Origin of the sequence: Streptomyces sp. NBC_00237 (assembly GCF_026342435.1) — a bacterium.
In the GTDB taxonomy this organism is placed as follows: domain Bacteria; phylum Actinomycetota; class Actinomycetes; order Streptomycetales; family Streptomycetaceae; genus Streptomyces.
Genome location: NZ_JAPEMT010000002.1, coordinates 1,061,600 through 1,077,581, shown reverse-complemented (window position 1 = coordinate 1,077,581; position 15,982 = coordinate 1,061,600). Strand labels below are relative to the sequence as shown.

Annotated in this window: 13 protein-coding genes; 8 read left to right on the top strand and 5 right to left on the bottom strand. The window is 73.4% G+C overall.

Going from position 1 to position 15,982, the window contains the following annotated elements; genetic code table 11:
- The first annotated feature begins 151 nt into the window (after positions 1–151).
- The 6 genes from OG897_RS18955 (at position 152) to OG897_RS18930 (ending at position 6,999) form a co-directional block, all read left to right on the top strand.
- Positions 152–1,429 carry an SAM-dependent methyltransferase gene (locus tag OG897_RS18955; RefSeq protein WP_266658336.1) on the top strand — a complete coding sequence of 426 codons (1,278 nt, stop codon included), beginning with the start codon at positions 152–154 and terminating at the stop codon, positions 1,427–1,429.
- A 785-nt stretch (positions 1,430–2,214) separates the two neighbouring features.
- Positions 2,215–3,741, top strand: coding sequence for a glycoside hydrolase family 3 protein (locus OG897_RS18950; RefSeq protein WP_266658334.1), 1,527 nt, complete (start codon positions 2,215–2,217; stop codon positions 3,739–3,741).
- A gap of 55 nt (positions 3,742–3,796) precedes the next feature.
- The gene (locus OG897_RS18945; protein WP_266658333.1) at positions 3,797–4,453 is read left to right on the top strand and encodes a papain-like cysteine peptidase; all 657 of its coding nucleotides are present in this window, start codon (positions 3,797–3,799) and stop codon (positions 4,451–4,453) included.
- A 103-nt stretch (positions 4,454–4,556) separates the two neighbouring features.
- A complete protein-coding gene (locus tag OG897_RS18940) occupies positions 4,557–5,333 on the top strand; it encodes a PIG-L deacetylase family protein (RefSeq protein WP_266658332.1) in 777 nt (258 codons plus the stop codon).
- Entirely contained in the window at positions 5,327–6,136 is an 810-nt protein-coding gene (locus OG897_RS18935; RefSeq protein ID WP_266658330.1) for an ABC transporter ATP-binding protein, read from the top strand. Before OG897_RS18940 ends, OG897_RS18935 begins: the two co-directional genes overlap by 7 nt.
- Positions 6,133–6,999, top strand: a complete 867-nt coding sequence (locus OG897_RS18930; protein ID WP_266658328.1) for an ABC transporter permease — start codon at positions 6,133–6,135, stop codon at positions 6,997–6,999. Before OG897_RS18935 ends, OG897_RS18930 begins: the two co-directional genes overlap by 4 nt.
- 140 nt (positions 7,000–7,139) lie before the next feature.
- Here OG897_RS18930 and OG897_RS18925 read toward each other — a convergent pair whose 3' ends face one another.
- From OG897_RS18925 to OG897_RS18915, 3 genes are all read right to left on the bottom strand, one after another.
- A complete protein-coding gene (locus OG897_RS18925) occupies positions 7,140–8,429 on the bottom strand; it encodes a ribonuclease D (protein ID WP_266658327.1) in 1,290 nt (429 codons plus the stop codon).
- A 247-nt stretch (positions 8,430–8,676) separates the two neighbouring features.
- A complete protein-coding gene (locus OG897_RS18920; protein WP_189823049.1) occupies positions 8,677–9,342 on the bottom strand; it encodes a response regulator transcription factor in 666 nt (221 codons plus the stop codon).
- 275 nt (positions 9,343–9,617) lie between these two features.
- A complete protein-coding gene (locus OG897_RS18915; protein WP_266658324.1) occupies positions 9,618–10,313 on the bottom strand; it encodes a DUF3000 domain-containing protein in 696 nt (231 codons plus the stop codon).
- 91 nt (positions 10,314–10,404) lie between these two features.
- On the opposite strand from OG897_RS18915, the gene hemE reads away from it, so the two are divergent.
- Positions 10,405–11,472, top strand: a complete 1,068-nt coding sequence (gene hemE, locus OG897_RS18910; RefSeq protein WP_266658322.1) for a uroporphyrinogen decarboxylase — start codon at positions 10,405–10,407, stop codon at positions 11,470–11,472.
- Between the two features lie 84 nt (positions 11,473–11,556).
- On the opposite strand, the gene OG897_RS18905 is transcribed toward hemE, so the two are convergent.
- A complete protein-coding gene (locus OG897_RS18905; RefSeq protein WP_266658320.1) occupies positions 11,557–12,945 on the bottom strand; it encodes an FAD-dependent oxidoreductase in 1,389 nt (462 codons plus the stop codon).
- 236 nt (positions 12,946–13,181) lie between these two features.
- A complete protein-coding gene (locus tag OG897_RS18900) occupies positions 13,182–14,300 on the bottom strand; it encodes a DUF4349 domain-containing protein (protein WP_266658318.1) in 1,119 nt (372 codons plus the stop codon).
- Positions 14,301–14,493: 193 nt separating this feature from the next.
- Here OG897_RS18900 and hemG point away from each other — a divergent pair, with 193 nt between their 5' ends.
- A complete protein-coding gene (gene hemG / locus OG897_RS18895; RefSeq protein WP_266658316.1) occupies positions 14,494–15,978 on the top strand; it encodes a protoporphyrinogen oxidase in 1,485 nt (494 codons plus the stop codon).
- The last annotated feature ends 4 nt before the right edge of the window (positions 15,979–15,982 follow it).

The window sequence follows — 15,982 nt, the reverse complement described above, 5'->3', positions numbered from 1 at the left end:
GCCGTTCGGTTCCCTTTTGCGGCCGGAAAATTGGTCTGGACCATACCGCTCGGTAGCCCTTAGGCTCGCCACGAGATCGCCCGTCCTCGACGTGCGGTACCGCTTTGACCTGCCCTTTTCTGCTGTGCTCTGCCTGCCGACGGGATAGACCATGCCTGATGTGCCCCACGCGATGGACTTACTGGTAGTGCTGCGGGCCGAGGACGCCGTCCTCGACTTCCTCTCCGTCACCCGGGGTTCCGCTTCGGTGGACCAGGAGGCCGGGGAACACTCAGGCCGGGCGGCTCCCGGGAGTGCCGGGGGGAGTGCTCCGGGAGGCGCCGAGGGGTCTCCCGGCGGGGCGGTCCGGGTGCTGTGCTGCGACGTGCGGCAGTGGATCGACCTGGCGCCCGGAACCTCCCTCGCCGACCGGCTCGCCGCCCTCGCCCCGCACGTACGCTCGCCCGACGCGCGCAACGACCCGCCCGACACCGAGGAGCTCTCCCGGCTGCTGCGCGAGGCCGCCGGGGGGCGCGCCGCCCGGGTCTGGACCCACTCGCCCGCCGACAACCGGCGCGGCCGGGGCCGGATCGGGCGCGACGTCGCGGCGGGCGACCACGGGCTGCCGGTGCGGCACGCGGTCGGCTACTCCCCGTACCTCCAGTTCGTCAGCGACGAGGACCGCCCGCTGGACCGGGACCTGATCGCCGCGAAGCTCGACTTCGTCAACCGGCACTGCGCGCCACTGTTGAGCACGGACTCGCCCGAGTTCATGATCTACACCGCGCGCGTCCCGGCCGCCGAACGCTTCTTCACCACGGCGGGGGCCCGCGAGCGCGAGGGCCTGTTCGCGCTGCTGGCCAGCCTCGACGACGAGGCCGCCACGGTCGCCGACCCGTGGGAGTTCGAGACCTCTCCCTACGAAAGGGCCCGGCTGGACGCCACCACCGCATGGGTCGCCCGGCACCGCGCGCCCGACGAGGGGCCGCTGGTCGAGGTGGGTGCCTGTGAAGGGGCGCTCACGGTGCGGCTCGCGGCCAAGGGCTACCCGGTCGACGCGACGGAGCCCAACCCGCTCTTCCGCGACCGTCTCGCCCGCCACCTCGAAACGGGCTTCGACGGCGTACGGGTCCACGAGGACGCCCTCGAAGGGCTCGCGGCGGTACCCCGGCTGCCGGGTTCCGCCTACCTCCTGATCGAGATGCTCTATTACGGCCAGGACCTGGACCTCCTCGACGCCCTCCCGACCGACCTGGTTCTCCTCGCCCTGGAACCCGCCGCACTCGCCGAACGGGTCCGCCCGTGGCTGGCCGGAACGTCCCGGTGGGCGCTGGCGGACGAGACCGTGCTGGTCGCTCCCGCGCTGGAGCCGGTGTGCGGGGGGCGCGCCTATCTGAGCAAGCGGGGCAGTACGGGGCTCGTGCTGCGCAGAACGGGTGCGCGGGGCTGAGGGGAGGGTGCGCGGGGCTGAGGGGGAGGGCGCGCGGGGCTGAGGGGAGGGTGCGCGGGGCTGAGGGGAGGGCGCGAGGGGTGCACGACGCCCGCCCCGCGCCTTGCGGCCTGCCTCACCACCACACCTCCGCCCCCTCGACCAACGCACCCAGCTCCCTTGGGCGACGGCCCCTCCGCCTCCGCCTAGCCCTCTCGGGCGACGGCCCCAGCCCCTCCCCTTCCGCCTAGCTCCCTTGGGGCGGCGGGGCCAGCCCCCTCCGCATCCGCCTCCCTAGCCCCCTTGGGCGGCGGGGCCGCCCCCCGGGGGCGGAACGGGCGGGCAAGGGGGCGGCCCCCCTCCGCTCCGGGCCCACCCCGGAGCCGCCCGTTGTTACCTCCGCCATCAGGTGCGCCGCACCCGGGTGCGCCTGCGGCGGGCGCCCCAGACCCACCCCTTCACCTAAAGCGCTCGCCGCGCGGCAGTCCCGCACACGTGCAGGCGCGTCGTGGCTGGTCGCGCAGTTCCCCGCGCCCCTCAAGGGGCACGTTCACGCAAGCCCTAGTGAGCAGGGAGCGCCCGCGCGGCGGAGCCGCACAGTGATACAGCCCCGCGCCCCTCAAGGGGCACGTTCACGCAAGGCCCAGTGAGCAGGAGCGCCCGCGCGGCGGAGCCGCACAGTGACACAGCCCCGCGCCCCTCAAGGGGCGCACCCTCCCAGCCCCAGCGGAGCCGGGAGCGTCCGCGCGGCGGAGCCGCAAGTAAGTAGAGCCATTCCACCCGTCCCTCACCAAAGGTGCCCGAAAATGGACAGCTCCCTCACCCCCCTGGTGAACGCCTGCCTCCTCCCCGCCTACGACGGCCGCACCCCACCCGACTGGGTCAAACGCGCCCTCGACCAGGGCCTCGCCGGCGTCGGCCTCTTCGGTACCAATCTCCTCCCACCCGGCGGCCCCCTCCGCGACGACATCGTCGACCCCCTGCGCGCGGTGCGCCCCGACGCCCTGATCGCGCTCGACGAGGAGGGCGGCGACGTCACCCGCCTCGACTACCACCGGGGCAGCGTCTACCCCGGCAACCACGCCCTCGGAGCCGTCGACGACCCCGACCTGACCCGACAGGTCGCCGAGGCCATCGCCGACGACCTCCTCGACACCGGCGTCAACCTCTGCCTGGGCCCGTGCGCGGACGTCAACTCCCGCCCCGGCAATCCGATCATCGGCGTGCGTTCCTTCGGTGCGACCCCCGACCTGGTCGCCCGTCACACCCGCGCCTTCGTCACCGGCCTCCAGGGCCGAGGAGTGGCCGCCACCCTCAAGCACTTCCCGGGCCACGGCGACACCGGCACCGACTCGCACTCCTGGCTGCCGGACATCCCCCGCTCCCTCGACGAGCTCCGCGCACTCGAACTGCCGCCCTTCGTCGAGGGGTTCGACGCCGGGGCCAAGGCCGTGATGACCGGACACATACGCATTCCCCAGGTCGACGACCTCCCCGCCACCCTGAGCCGCCGCGTGGTCACCGGCCTGCTCCGCGAGGAGCTCGGCTACGACGGCGTCGTCATCAGCGACGCGCTGGAGATGGCCCCGATCCTCGACCGCTGGGGCTTCGGCGGGGCCGCCGTGCTCGCCTGGGCGGCGGGTGTCGACCTGGTCCTGCTCGGCGCCACGGACGGCGAGAAGATCCTCCCCGAGGTGTACGAGGCGGTGGAACGGGCTCTCCGGAGAGGAGAGCTGACGGTCGATCGCCTGGAGGAGGCCGCCGCGAGGGTCGCGGCCCTGCGCGCCTGGGCGGCTCCGAAGCCCGCAGCTCCCGTGCCCACTCCCGGTCCGGTCCCCGCCCCCGGCTTCACCGCCGGAGTCGGCCTCGCCGCCGCCCGCCGGGCCCTGTCCGGTGTGGCGCTCCCCGAACTCCCCGCACCCGCCCCCGTACACGTCCTCCGGCTGGCCGTGGGAGCCAACCTGGCGGTGGGGGAGGCCCCTTGGGGTCTCGCGCAGAGCCTGGAACGCCTCGGTCGGCTCGCTTCCGCCACCGACGTCGAGCCCGGCACCGACCCCCACGGCATCGCCCTGCCGGAGAGCCCCGGGGCGGAGGGCGCGAGCGCACCGCTCGTCGTGGTCGTCCGGGACGCCGCGCACGACCCCTGGCAGCAGGCGACGCTGGCCGCGCTGCGTGCGAGGCGGCCCGGACTGCTCACCGTCGAGATGGGCCTGACGCCCGTCCCGCTGCCGGAAGCGCCGACACTCCTGACCCGGGGCGCCGGTCTCGCCAACGCGACGGCCGCCGCCGAACTCCTCACCGGCCGCCCCTGGACCGCCCCCCTGCGCACCTGACCGTCCACCCAGCCCCCGCAGCCGCCCCCCTCCAACCCCGAGATCGGAGAGCCGCGTGCCCCCGGCACCCCCCGCCCCGCCCCCGTACGACACTTGCGTCGGCCTCGGTTACCACTGCGAGTCCACCCACCAGATCCGCCGCATCACGGGCGACGACCGCGCCCACTTCTTCGACTGGCTCGACCTCGACTTCGCATCCGTCCTCACGCTCCTGGACACCGACTTCCGCGACGTACTGCGGACCGGCGCGTCCGAGCCGTTCAGCGACGGGCGGTGCGCGCACGACCGGGGGACCGGCATCCGCTTCTTCCACGAGTTCCGCCCGACGGCCGGGGAGCGGCTCACCCAGGACGACATCGACCGCCAACTCCCGACCGTACGAGCGAAGTTCCTGCACCTCGCCGACAGGTGGCGTACGCGGACCCGCTCCGGCGAACGGACCCTGTACGTCCACCACGACGCCTTCGACGAGCTGACCGACACCGACCTGGCGCGGCTGCCGAAGCTCCTGGCACACCTGTACCCGGACCACCGGAGCGCGGTGCTCTGGCTGCGCCGCACCCCGCCCGCGAGCGTGGCCGCCCTGCCGCCCGGCGTCGTCTGGGACACCGTCCCCGAGGCACCCGGGCGCTGGGAGGGCTCCGACGCCGACTGGGACCGCGTCTTCGCCGCCCTCGACCCGGTCGCCCTGTGGCCCTCGACCACGCCCTGAGCGCCCTCACTGCTCCCCGCGCGCCCTGAGCCCCCTGCGGGGCGGCACTCCTCGCGGTACCGCCCCACGGGCAACACCCCCGTCCCACCCCGGAGGAACCCGCATGCCCGACACCCCGCCCACCCGCCGCCCCTGGCGCACCGTCGTCCTCTCCCCGCACTTCGACGACGCCGTCTTCTCCCTCGCCGCGACCCTGGCCGCCCTGCCCGGACCGACCGCCGTCGTCACCGTGTACGGCGGCGCGCCCGCCCCCGGGGCCCCCGTCTCCTGGTGGGACGCCACCTGCGGCTTCTCCTCCGCGCACGAGGCACACCGCGCCCGCGTGGCCGAGGACGCCGCCGCCTGCGCCAGGCTCGGCGTCGAGCAGATCGTGCTCGACCACCCGGACGGCCCGTACGCCGAAGGCCCCGAACTCCCCGGCCTGGACACCTTCCTGGCCGCCCTCCCCGCCGGAACCGACGTCTGGGTCCCCCTCGGCAGCAACCAGCCCGACCACGAGAACGTCCGGCTGCGCGCCACCCGCGTCCTGGCCGGACTCGGCACCCCCCTGCCCCGCGTCTACGCCGACCTCCCCTACACCGGCCACCTCCCCGAGTGGGGCACCGAGGCGGCGGACAAGGCCCTCGCGCAGAGCCCCATGTGCGGCCTCGCCTACCAGGACCTGCTGCGCACCCACCGCACCACCGTCCTGCACCACGTCGTGCCCGACGACGCGCAGTGGGCAGCCAAGCGCGAGGCCGTCCAGTGCTACGGCTCCCAGCTCGCCCCCCTCGCCGCCGACCACGGCCACTTCCTCGCCCGCACGGGACCGCTGCGCGCCGAGCTGGTCTGGTCCCTGGAGCCCGTCGAGCCCCACGCGCCCCTGGAACCCGCATGCTGACCCCCGCTACCGCCCCCGCCGACGAACGCCCGCCGGTCCTCGTCGCCCGCGACCTCGTCAAGGAGTACGCGCGCGGCCGTGCCGTCGACGGCATCTCGCTCACCGTCCGCGCCGGGGAGCGCCTGGGCCTCCTGGGCCCCAACGGTGCGGGCAAGACCACCACCCTTCTGATGAGCCTCGGCGCGGTCGAGCCCGACTCCGGCAGCGTCGAGATCCTCGGCCACCGGCTGCCGGGCGACCGGGCCCGCGCCATGCAGGGAGTCGGCTTCGTCGCGGGCTACCTCCCGCTGCCCGACCGCGTCAGGGTCTCGGAGTACCTGCGCCTGTACGCCGATCTGTACGGGCTGCGCGACCCGCACGCGGCGGTCTCCGAAGCCCTGGAACGCTTCGGCATCGGCCACCTCGCCGCCGCCATCGGCACCCAGCTCTCCAGCGGCCAGCGCACCCTGGTCGGCATCGCCAAGGCGGCCCTGCACCGGCCGCGCCTGATGATCCTGGACGAGCCCACCGCATCCCTCGACCCGGACATCGCCCTGAGGGTCCGTACCGCACTCCTCGCCCTGTCCGCCGAACGCGGCACCGCCCTCCTGGTCACCAGCCACGACATGACCGAGGTCGAGCGCCTCTGCGAACGCGTCGTCTTCCTGCACGCCGGGCGCATCGCCGCCGACGGCTCCCCCGGGGACGTGGCCCGCACTTTCGGCCGCGACGACCTCGAAGGCGTCTTCCTCCACCTCGCGGCCGAGCGGGACCGGGAACGGGCCCGCCAGGACCGCACACCCGAAACGGCGGCCACCGCATGAGCAGCCCCACCCTCACCGTGCCCCCGGAGACCGAGGGCCCCGCCCTCCGCTCCCCGGCCGCCGCCTCCGCCCACCGGGTGCGGGCGGTGGCCCGACGCCACTGGCTGGTGCTCAAGCGCAGCCCGCACCGGTTCTTCGACGTACTGGTCTGGCCGCTCGTCGACACCCTGCTGTACGGATCCATCGGCCTGTTCGCCGCCCAGACCGCCGGGAACAGCCCGAGCGCCACCACCGCCGTCGCCGTCTACCTGCTCAGCGGCACCGTCCTGTGGCACCTCGTCCACCAGACCCAGATCTCGCTGGCCACCGGCTTCCTGGAGGAGACCTGGTCGCGCAACATCCTGGGTCTGCTGGCCACCCCGATGCGGGACTGGGAGTACCTCGCGGGCGTCGGCCTGTTCGCCCTCGTGCGTACGGCGGCCAGTACCGTCGCGGTCGCCGTCCTCGCCCTCGCCGCGTACGCCTTCGACATCACCCGCCTCGGCCTCGGCCTGATCCCGGTCGCCGCTCTGCTGCTGGCCTCCGGCTGGGCGGTCGCGCTCCTGGTCGTCGGCCTCGTCCTGCGGTACGGCAGCGGGGCCGAGGCCCTGGTGTGGGGCGCGCTCTCCGTGGTCATGCCGCTGTCCGGCGTCTTCTACCCGATCACCACCCTGCCCACGGTCCTCCAGCCCGTCGCACAGGTCCTGCCCACCACCCACGTCTTCGCCGTCGGCCGCACCCTGGCCGCCGGGAAGCCGATGCCGTGGGGCGAGTTCGCGCTGGCCGCCGGGGGCACGGCCGTGCTGACACTGCTGAGCCTGCTGGCCCTGCGCCGGATGCTCCGCACCTTCCGCCGCAAGGGCCTGGTGACCCGCTACTCCTGAGCGGATCGGCGGTACAGCGGAACGGAGGTACAGCGGAACGGCGAATCGGCGAATCGGCGGAACGGCGGAACGCGTGAGGCCCCCGGTCACAGGGACCGGGGGCCTCACTCACGCGTACCGCCGCCGGGAGCGGCGCGGGCTCACTCCGCCGCCGGGGCGGGCTTCGCCGCCAGAGCCTCCACCAGGAGCGGGGTGACCAGCTTGACCTGCCACTGGCGCGCCCCGTACGAGGCCAGGGCCTCCGCGACCGTCTCCGCCGTCGCGGGCTTCGGCGGCTCCCAGCACACCCGGCGCACCGTGTCCGGCGTGATCAGGTTCTCCTGCGGCATGTTGATCTCCTCGGCCTGCGCCGAGACCGCCGCGCGGGCCGCCGAGAGGCGGGCTGCCGCGACCGGGTCCTTGTCGGCCCAGGACCGGGGCGGCGGAGGGCCCGCGACCGCCTGGCCTGGCTGCGGGAGTTCGATGTCGGGGAGTGCCTTCGCCCGGTCGATCGCGGCCTGCCACTGCTCCAGCTGGCGACGGCCCATCCGGTGGCCGAAGCCGGGCAGGGCGGCGAGCACGGTCACGTTCAGCGGGACGGCGAGGGACGCCTCGACGATCGCCGCGTCGCTCAGCACCTTGCCGGGGGAGACGTCCCGGCGCTGGGCGATCGCGTCCCGGGCGTTCCAGAGTTCCCGTACGACCGCGAGACGGCGACGGCCACGCACCTTGTGCATCCCGGACGTGCGCCGCCACGGGTCCTTGCGCGGGGGTGCGGGCGGGGCCTCGGCGATGGCGCGGAACTCCTGGAGCGCCCAGTCCAGCTTGCCCTGCCGGTCCAGTTCCTTTTCGAGGGCGTCGCGCAGGTCGACGAGGAGCTCGACGTCCAGGGCGGCGTAACGCAGCCACGGCTCGGGGAGCGGACGGGTGGACCAGTCGACGGCCGAATGGCCCTTCTCCAGGGCGTACCCGAGGAGGTTCTCGACGATCGCGCCGAGGCCCACGCGCGGGATGCCCGCCAGGCGGCCCGCCAGCTCCGTGTCGAAGATCCGGGTGGGGATCATGCCTATTTCGCGGAGGCAGGGGAGGTCCTGCGTCGCCGCGTGGAGGACCCATTCCGCGTCGGCGATGGCGTCGCCGAGGGCGGAGAGGTCCGGGCAGCCGACCGGGTCGATCAGCGTGCTGCCCGCGCCCTCGCGGCGCATCTGCACCAGGTACGCCTTCTGCCCGTACCGGTAGCCGGACGCGCGTTCGGCGTCGACGGCCACGGGGCCGGTTCCGGCGGCGAATGCCGCGATCACTTCGTCGAGGGCCTCCTGCGTCGCCACGACGGGCGGAATGCCCTCGCGTGGCTCCAACAGCGGGATCGGCGCCGGTTCGACGTCGTCCGGGGGGCCGCCCCCGGTGGTTCGCAGGTCTGCTTCTGCTGCGGTCTCTTGGGCGTCGGTCACCTGTCAAGGGTATAGGGGTATGACAGCGGCACGACGACGGAGCGTACGGGAGTGCGGAACGGGGACCCGGAGAAGCCGGCGCGCGCGCCGGGTCGGGCACGTGCGAGAGCCCGGCGGCGGAACGTTCCGCCGCCGGGCTCCGGTGCCTGGAGGACACATGGCGCGGGCCCGCCGGGTGCCTGGAGGTTCACCCGGCGAGGCCGCCCGCGGACGGACCGACGGGCGCTGCCGTACTGCTCACGAGGGGCTAGTGGATGATTCCGGTGCGCAGGGCCACCGCCACCATTCCCGCGCGGTCGCCGGTGCCCAGCTTGCGCGCGATGCGGGCCAGGTGGCTCTTGACGGTCAGGGCGGAGAGGCCCATCGAGACGCCGATGGCCTTGTTGGACTGGCCCTCCGCGACGAGTCTCAGTACTTCGACCTCACGGCCGGAGAGTTCCCGGTAGCCGCCCGGGTGGCTCGGGGTGCCCGGGGGACGGCGGTGCATCCGGGCGGCTGCGGCACCGATGGGGGCGGCGCCGGGGCGGCCGGGGTGCTGGCCGATGTTGTTGCGGGTGCCGGTGACCACGTAGCCCTTCACGCCGCCCGCGAGGGCGTTGCGTACGGCGCCGATGTCGTCGGCGGCCGACAGGGCGAGGCCGTTGGGCCAGCCCGCGGCACGGGTCTCGGACAGGAGGGTCAGGCCCGAACCGTCGGGCAGGTGGACGTCGGCGACGCAGATGTCGCGGGGGTGGCCGACACGGGGCCGGGCCTCGGCGATGGAGGACGCCTCGATGACGTCACGTACTCCGAGGGCCCACAGGTGGCGGGTGACGGTGGAGCGTACGCGCGGATCGGCCACGACGACCATGGCGGTCGGCTTGTTCGGCCGGTAGGCACCAATGCTTGCGGGCTGCTCGAGGAGAACGGACACCTGGCCTCCGGAGGAGTGGCGGATGGCACCGGCTGATGGGGGTCAAGCCGGGGCGAACCGTGCTGGAAGGGTCAATGACTCCTTCGGCAGCAACCCCGCCCGCCTTTAGAGAAAGATCACGAATTGATGAGTAACATTTCGGGCAATTCGGATAGGCGATCGATGGAGTCGCTGATCGGGGCGATCCTTTGGCCCCCGTCCGACGCCCCCAAGCGCCCCTCCGACGCTCCTCAAGCACCCGTCCGGTGCCGCTCGGGTACCCGTCCGACGCCCCGTCAGGGCAGTTGCGGGCCGCGCCGCTGGGGCAGGGAGACCACTCCCGGCAGGTTCTGGACCCCGGTGTCGGGTCCGTGCGCGGGGGCGGGCGGCAGGCCCGCGACCTGGCACAGCAGATCGCACCAGGCCGCCAGGTAGGACGCCGTGTCCGGTACGCCGCCGAGACCCTCGCGCGGGGTCCAGGACGCCCGGATCTCGATCTGGGTCGCGGGCCTGCGGTCCGAGAGGCCCCCGAAGTAGTGCGAGCCCGCGCGCGTGACGGTGCCGCTGGCCTCGCCGTAGGAGAGGCCGCGGGCGTCCATCGCGCCGGTCAGCCAGGACCAGCAGACCTCCGGGAGGAGGGGGTCGGCGGCCATCTCCGGCTCCAGCTCGGCCCGTAGCAGGGTGACGAGCCGGAACGTGCCCTGCCAGGCGTCGTGCCCGGCCGGGTCGTGGAGCAGGACGAGACGGCCGTCGGCGAGGTCCTCGTCGCCCTCGACGGCCGCCGCCTCCAGCGCGTACGCATAAGGAGCGAGGCGTTTGGGGGGCTTCGTCGGGTCGATCTCCACCTCGGGGCGCAGCCGGGCGGCACGCAGCGCGTCTACCGCCTGGCGGAAGGGGAGCGGGGCAGTGTTCTCCTCCGTTGCGTCCCTGGTGTCTCTGCCATGCGAGTGACCGTGCGCGTCATCTGAAAATCGTCCCTGAGCCGGAGCCATGCGGGGAAGGGTAGGCGGAACGCGGCCCCTACGGCGGGAGAGACACCCGGCCCGGGGCGAGTGCTTCCACGCGCGTGCGAAGATTTGGTACGTGAGTGCCAACGAAGCCCCCACGGGCCGCCCGCAGAGCAAGACGTACGACTCGGCCTTCCTGAAGGCGTGCAGGCGCGAAGAAGTGCCGCACACCCCGGTGTGGTTCATGCGGCAGGCGGGGCGCTCGCTGCCCGAGTACCTGAAGGTGCGCGAGGGCATTCCGATGCTGGATTCGTGCATGATGCCGGAGCTGGTCAAGGAGATCACCCTCCAGCCGGTGCGCCGTCACCAGGTTGACGCGGCGATCTACTTCAGCGACATCGTCGTCCCGCTCAAGGCGATCGGCATCGACCTCGACATCAAGCCCGGCGTCGGCCCCGTCGTCGCCGACCCGATCCGCACCCGGGCCGACCTGGACCGGCTGCGCGACCTGACCCCCGAGGACGTCTGGTACGTCACCGAGGCGATCGGCATGCTGGTGGAGGAGCTGGGCGAGACCCCGCTCATCGGCTTCGCGGGCGCTCCGTTCACCCTCGCGAGCTACCTCGTGGAGGGCGGCCCGTCCCGCAACCACGAGAACACCAAGGCCATGATGTACGGCGACCCGCAGCTGTGGGCCGACCTCGTGGACCGGCTGGCGAGCATCACCGGCGACTTCCTGAAGGTGCAGATCGAGGCGGGCGCCTCGGCGGTCCAGCTCTTCGACTCGTGGGTGGGGGCGCTCTCCCCGGCCGATTACGTGAAGTCCGTGATGCCCGCGTCCGCGAAGGTCTTCGACGCGGTGGCCTCGTACGACGTCCCGCGCATCCACTTCGGTGTGGGCACGGGCGAGCTGCTGGGGCTGCTGGGGCAGGCCGGTGCGGACGTGGTGGGCGTCGACTGGCGGGTTCCGCTGGACGAGGCCGCGCGGCGGGTCGGACCCGGCAAGGCGCTCCAGGGCAACCTCGACCCGGCCGTCCTCTTCGCCGGGCCCGAGGCCGTGATGGCGAAGACGGACGAGGTGCTCCAGGCGGCGAAGGGCCTGGAGGGCCACGTCTTCAACCTCGGGCACGGCGTGCTGCCTTCGATGGACCCGGACGCGCTCTCGCGGCTCGTGGAGTACGTCCACACGCGGACCGCGCGCTGACGATTCCGGTCCCCGGCCCGGTCCACGGGGCGGAGACCTTCGGCGGAGGGGCGGACCGTACCGGACGTACGGTCCGCCCCCGCGCTACGCCCCCGCCTTGCGCACCGCCGCCACCGCCTTGCGGGCCGCGACCAGGACCGGGTCCCAGACCGGGGAGAACGGCGGGGCGTAGCCCAGGTCCAGGGCGGTCATCTGGTCGACCGTCATGTTCGCGGTGAGGGCGACCGCCGCGATGTCCACGCGCTTGCCCGCGCCCTCGCGGCCGACGATCTGGACACCGAGGAGGCGTCCGGTGCGGCGTTCGGCGGTCATCTTGACGGTCATCAGGGACGCGCCCGGGTAGTACCCGGCGCGGCTCGTCGACTCGATGCGTACGGTCACGAACTGGAGGCCCTCGGCCGTGGCCTCCTTCTCGCGCAGGCCCGTGCGGGCGATCTCCAGGTCGCAGACCTTGCTGACGGCGGTGCCGACGACGCCCGGGAAGGTGGCGTAGCCGCCGCCCACGTTGGAGCCGATGACCTGGCCGTGCTTGTTGGCGTGCGTACCGAGCGGGATGTGGCGCAGGCGGCCGGAGACCAGGTCCAGGACCTCGACGCAGTCGCCGCCCGCCCAGATGTTCTCGTGGCCGCGCACCCGCATGGACAGGTCGGTGACCAGGCCGCCGGAGGCGCCCAGCGGCAGGCCCGCGGCCTTCGCGAGGGTGGTCTCCGGGGTGACGCCGATGCCCAGGACGACGACGTCGGCGGGGTAGGTCGCCTCGTCGGTCGCGACGCCGCTGACCCGGCCGTCCGCGCCGGTGAGGATCTTGGCGACCTCCGCGTCGGAGACGACGGTGATGCCCATGCCGGTCATCGCCTCGTGGACGAGCGCGCCCATGTCGGGGTCGAGGGTGGCCATCGGCTGCTTGCCCCGGTTGATGAGGGTGACCTCGTAGCCTCGGTGGATGAGGGCTTCGGCCATCTCGACGCCGATGTAGCCCGCGCCGACGACGACCGCGCGCCGTCCCTCGGTGCGGGTGAGGGTGTCCAGGAGGGCCTGGCCGTCGTCGAGGTTCTGCACGCCGTGCACGCCGGGGGCGTCGATGCCGGGGATCGGCGGGCGGACCGGGCGGGCGCCGGTGGCGATGACGAGCTTGTCGTACGAGGTCCAGACGTCGTTGCCGGTCTTGAGGTTGCGGGACTTGACGCGCTGGTTCTCGACGTCGATCTCGACCGCCTCGGTCTGCATGCGCAGATCGATCTCGCGGGCCCGGTGCTCGTCGGGCGTACGGGCGATGAGGTCGTCCCGTTCGGAGACGTCGCCGCCGACCCAGTACGGGATGCCGCAGGCGGAGTACGAGGTGAAGTGGCCGCGCTCGAACGCGATGATCTTGAGTTCGGCGGGGCCCTTGAGTCTGCGGGCCTGCGAGGCGGCGGACATGCCGGCCGCGTCGCCGCCGATGACGATCAGGGTCTCGGGTGGGGTGGAGGTCATGAGCACACGCTATGGCCTTGCCCTGACGGAGGGTGGGGTGAGGCTGCCGCCACGGGGCTCGCTCCTGGGGCGGCTGGGGCTACAGCCGGGGGCTCCGCTCCCGGACCCCCGCGACCAGCCACGACGCACCTGCACATCACCGGGACCGGCCGCGCGGCAAGCGCTTGAGGGAAGGAGCGGAGAGGGGAGAAACGCCCCGCGCAGCGGCCTGAATCCCGGCCCACCCCCCACCCTGTCTACTCCTCCGAGGACTTCGGGCCCGGAGGGTTCTGCTGCGGCGTGTGAGCCGAAGGAGCGGACGGAGCCGAAGGAGCGGACGGAGCCGACGGAGCGGACGGGTGCGACGGGTACGACGGGAAGGCCGGGGTCCGGCCCCGCTCGCCACGCCTCGGCAGCCTCGGTGCCACGAGCCTCCGCCACACCAGATACACCAGCGCCAGCGCCGCCGCGAACGGTGCCACCGCCCCCACCACCATCGCGATCCACCGCACCGTCGTCAGGAACGCCTGCCAGCCCCCGTCCAGCGCGTCCACGAATCCCGGCTCGTCGTCCTCCGGCTTCTCCGCGGCCTTCTTCGGCGGCGTCTCCGTCAACACCAGCGTGATCGTGCTCATGCTGGTCTGGTCCGCCAGCGACGCCTGCTGGGCGAGCAGCGACTCCAACTCCGCCTGGCGGTTGGAGAGTTCCGCCTCCAGCGTGACCACGTCGCTCAGCTTCGTCGCCCGGTCCATGAAGTCCCGGACCCGCGCCACACTTACCCGCTGCGACGCGATCCTGCTGGTGAGGTCGACCACCTGGCCGGTGACGTCCTTCGCGTCCGCCTTCCGGGACAGGAGCTTCCCCCGGTCCTTCTCCAGTGCCCCCAGCGTCTCCGAGAACTTGTCCTGCGGCACCCGCAGCGAGATCCGCGAGTAGACGTGCTCGCCGTCGCGCTCGGTCGACTCGTTGCCGACGTAGCCGCCCGCCGCCTCGGCCATCGTCCGCGCGTCGAAGAGCGTCTTCACCGTGCTCTTCACCTCCATACGGAGTTCGGCGGTGCGGATGACGTGCGTCTTCGCCGCAGGGGCCTTCGGTTTGGTCACCGTTGGGCTGCCCGCGCCCTGCGAGCCCGGCTTCGCCCGGTCCGCCGCTCCGCCGCCCGTCCCCGAGCCCGGCTGCGGCTGCTTCGCGTCTTCCTGAGCCGGTGCGGCAGCCCCCTTCTGGGCCCCGCCGCCGTCCGAACCGGAGGCAGACCTGTCGCTCGCGCCGCAGCCGCCGACCGCCAGCGTCGCGGCGACCACCGCCGCACCGACCAAGGACGTCCGCCGCGACGGCCGTCGTGTCCGCTTGCCCGTTGAACCTGCTGCTGCCCGCATCTCGGTCCCCCCGAAAGTTGGTGAAGGATGTTGCAGGTTCGACGTATGGGGTGGGTGCAGGGGTTGCCGCTTTCCGGTCCCGAAGAGGCCCCGAACCGGTCACGGTCGGGACTCGAAGACCGCTCGAAGACCGCTCGAAGGCCGCTCGAAGGCCACGGCCGGGGCACGGCCGCGCGTTTGAGACAGTGGAGCCATGAACGGCATTAACGGCACCAGCGGCCAGCACGGCACGAGCGCTTCGCACACCCCGCGCACCCCGCACGTCGTCGTCGTCGGAGGCGGCATCTCCGGCCTCGCCGCCGCCCACCGGCTGACCGGTTCCGGGGTACGGGTGACCGTCCTGGAGGCCACCGACCGGCTCGGCGGCAAGCTGGAGGCCGGTGAGATCGCCGGGGCCCCCGTCGACCTCGGTGCCGAGTCGATGCTGGCCCGCCGTCCCGAGGCCGTCGCCCTGGCCCGTGAGGTCGGGCTCGGTGACCGGCTTCAGCCGCCGTCCACCGCCACCGCCTCCCTCTGGAACCGGGGCACGCTCACCCCCATGCCCAAGGGGCACGTGATGGGTGTGCCGGGTGATCCGTCCGTGCTGGGCGGCGTTCTGTCCGCCGAGGCCCTCGCCCGGATGGAAGAGGACCGCGCACTTCCGCGTACCGAGGTCGGCGACGACATCGCGATCGGCGCGTACGTCGCCGCCCGGCTCGGGCGTGAAGTCGTCGACCGGCTGGTCGAGCCCCTCCTCGGCGGCGTGTACGCCGGGGACGTCTACCGGACGTCACTGCGGGCCGCCGTCCCGGCCCTGTACGACGCGGCGACGCGGCACGACTCCTTGCTGGAGGGGGTCGGGGAGATCCAGCGGCGGGCCGCCGCCCAACAGCAGACCGGGCCCGTCTTCATGGGGATCGACGGTGGCATCGGCGTGCTGCCGGGGGCCGTCGCCGATGCGGTGCGGGCGCGGGGCGGCGAGATCCGTACCGAGACGCCCGTGCTGGGGCTGAGCAGGGCGGACGGTCACTGGGCCGTACGCACGGAGGAAGGGGTGATCCAGGCCGACGGCGTCGTCCTCGCCGCGCCCGCCTGGTCCGCCTCCGCGCTCCTCGCCGACGCCTCCCCGGCCGCCTCGGCCGAACTCCAGGGGGTCGAGTACGCGTCGATGGCGCTCGTCACCATGGCCTTCGCACGGAGCGAGGTGGCCGGTGTGCTGCCCGAGGGGTCGGGGTTCCTGGTGCCGCCCGTCGACGGGCACACCATCAAGGCGTCGACGTTCTCCTCCCGCAAGTGGGGGTGGGTGAGCGAGCACGCCCCCGACCTGTTCGTGCTGCGGACGTCCGTGGGGCGGTACGGCGAGGAGGAGCACCTGCACCGGGACGACGCCGACCTCGTGGACGTGTCGCTGAAGGACCTGGGAGCAGCGACGGGGCTCGCCGCCCGGCCCGTCGAGACCCGGGTGACCCGGTGGATCGGGGGGCTCCCGCAGTACCCCGTCGGCCATCTCGCGCGCGTCGCCCGCATCCGGGAGGCCGTCGCGAAGCTGCCCGGGCTGCGGGTCTGCGGAGCCGCGTACGACGGCGTCGGCATCCCCGCCTGCGTCGGCAGCGGGCAGCGGGCGGCCGACGGGATCGCGGAAGAGATCTTGGTCATGCCCACCCTGGTGGAGGGCACGGCAGACGGCACGGGACAATAGCCAC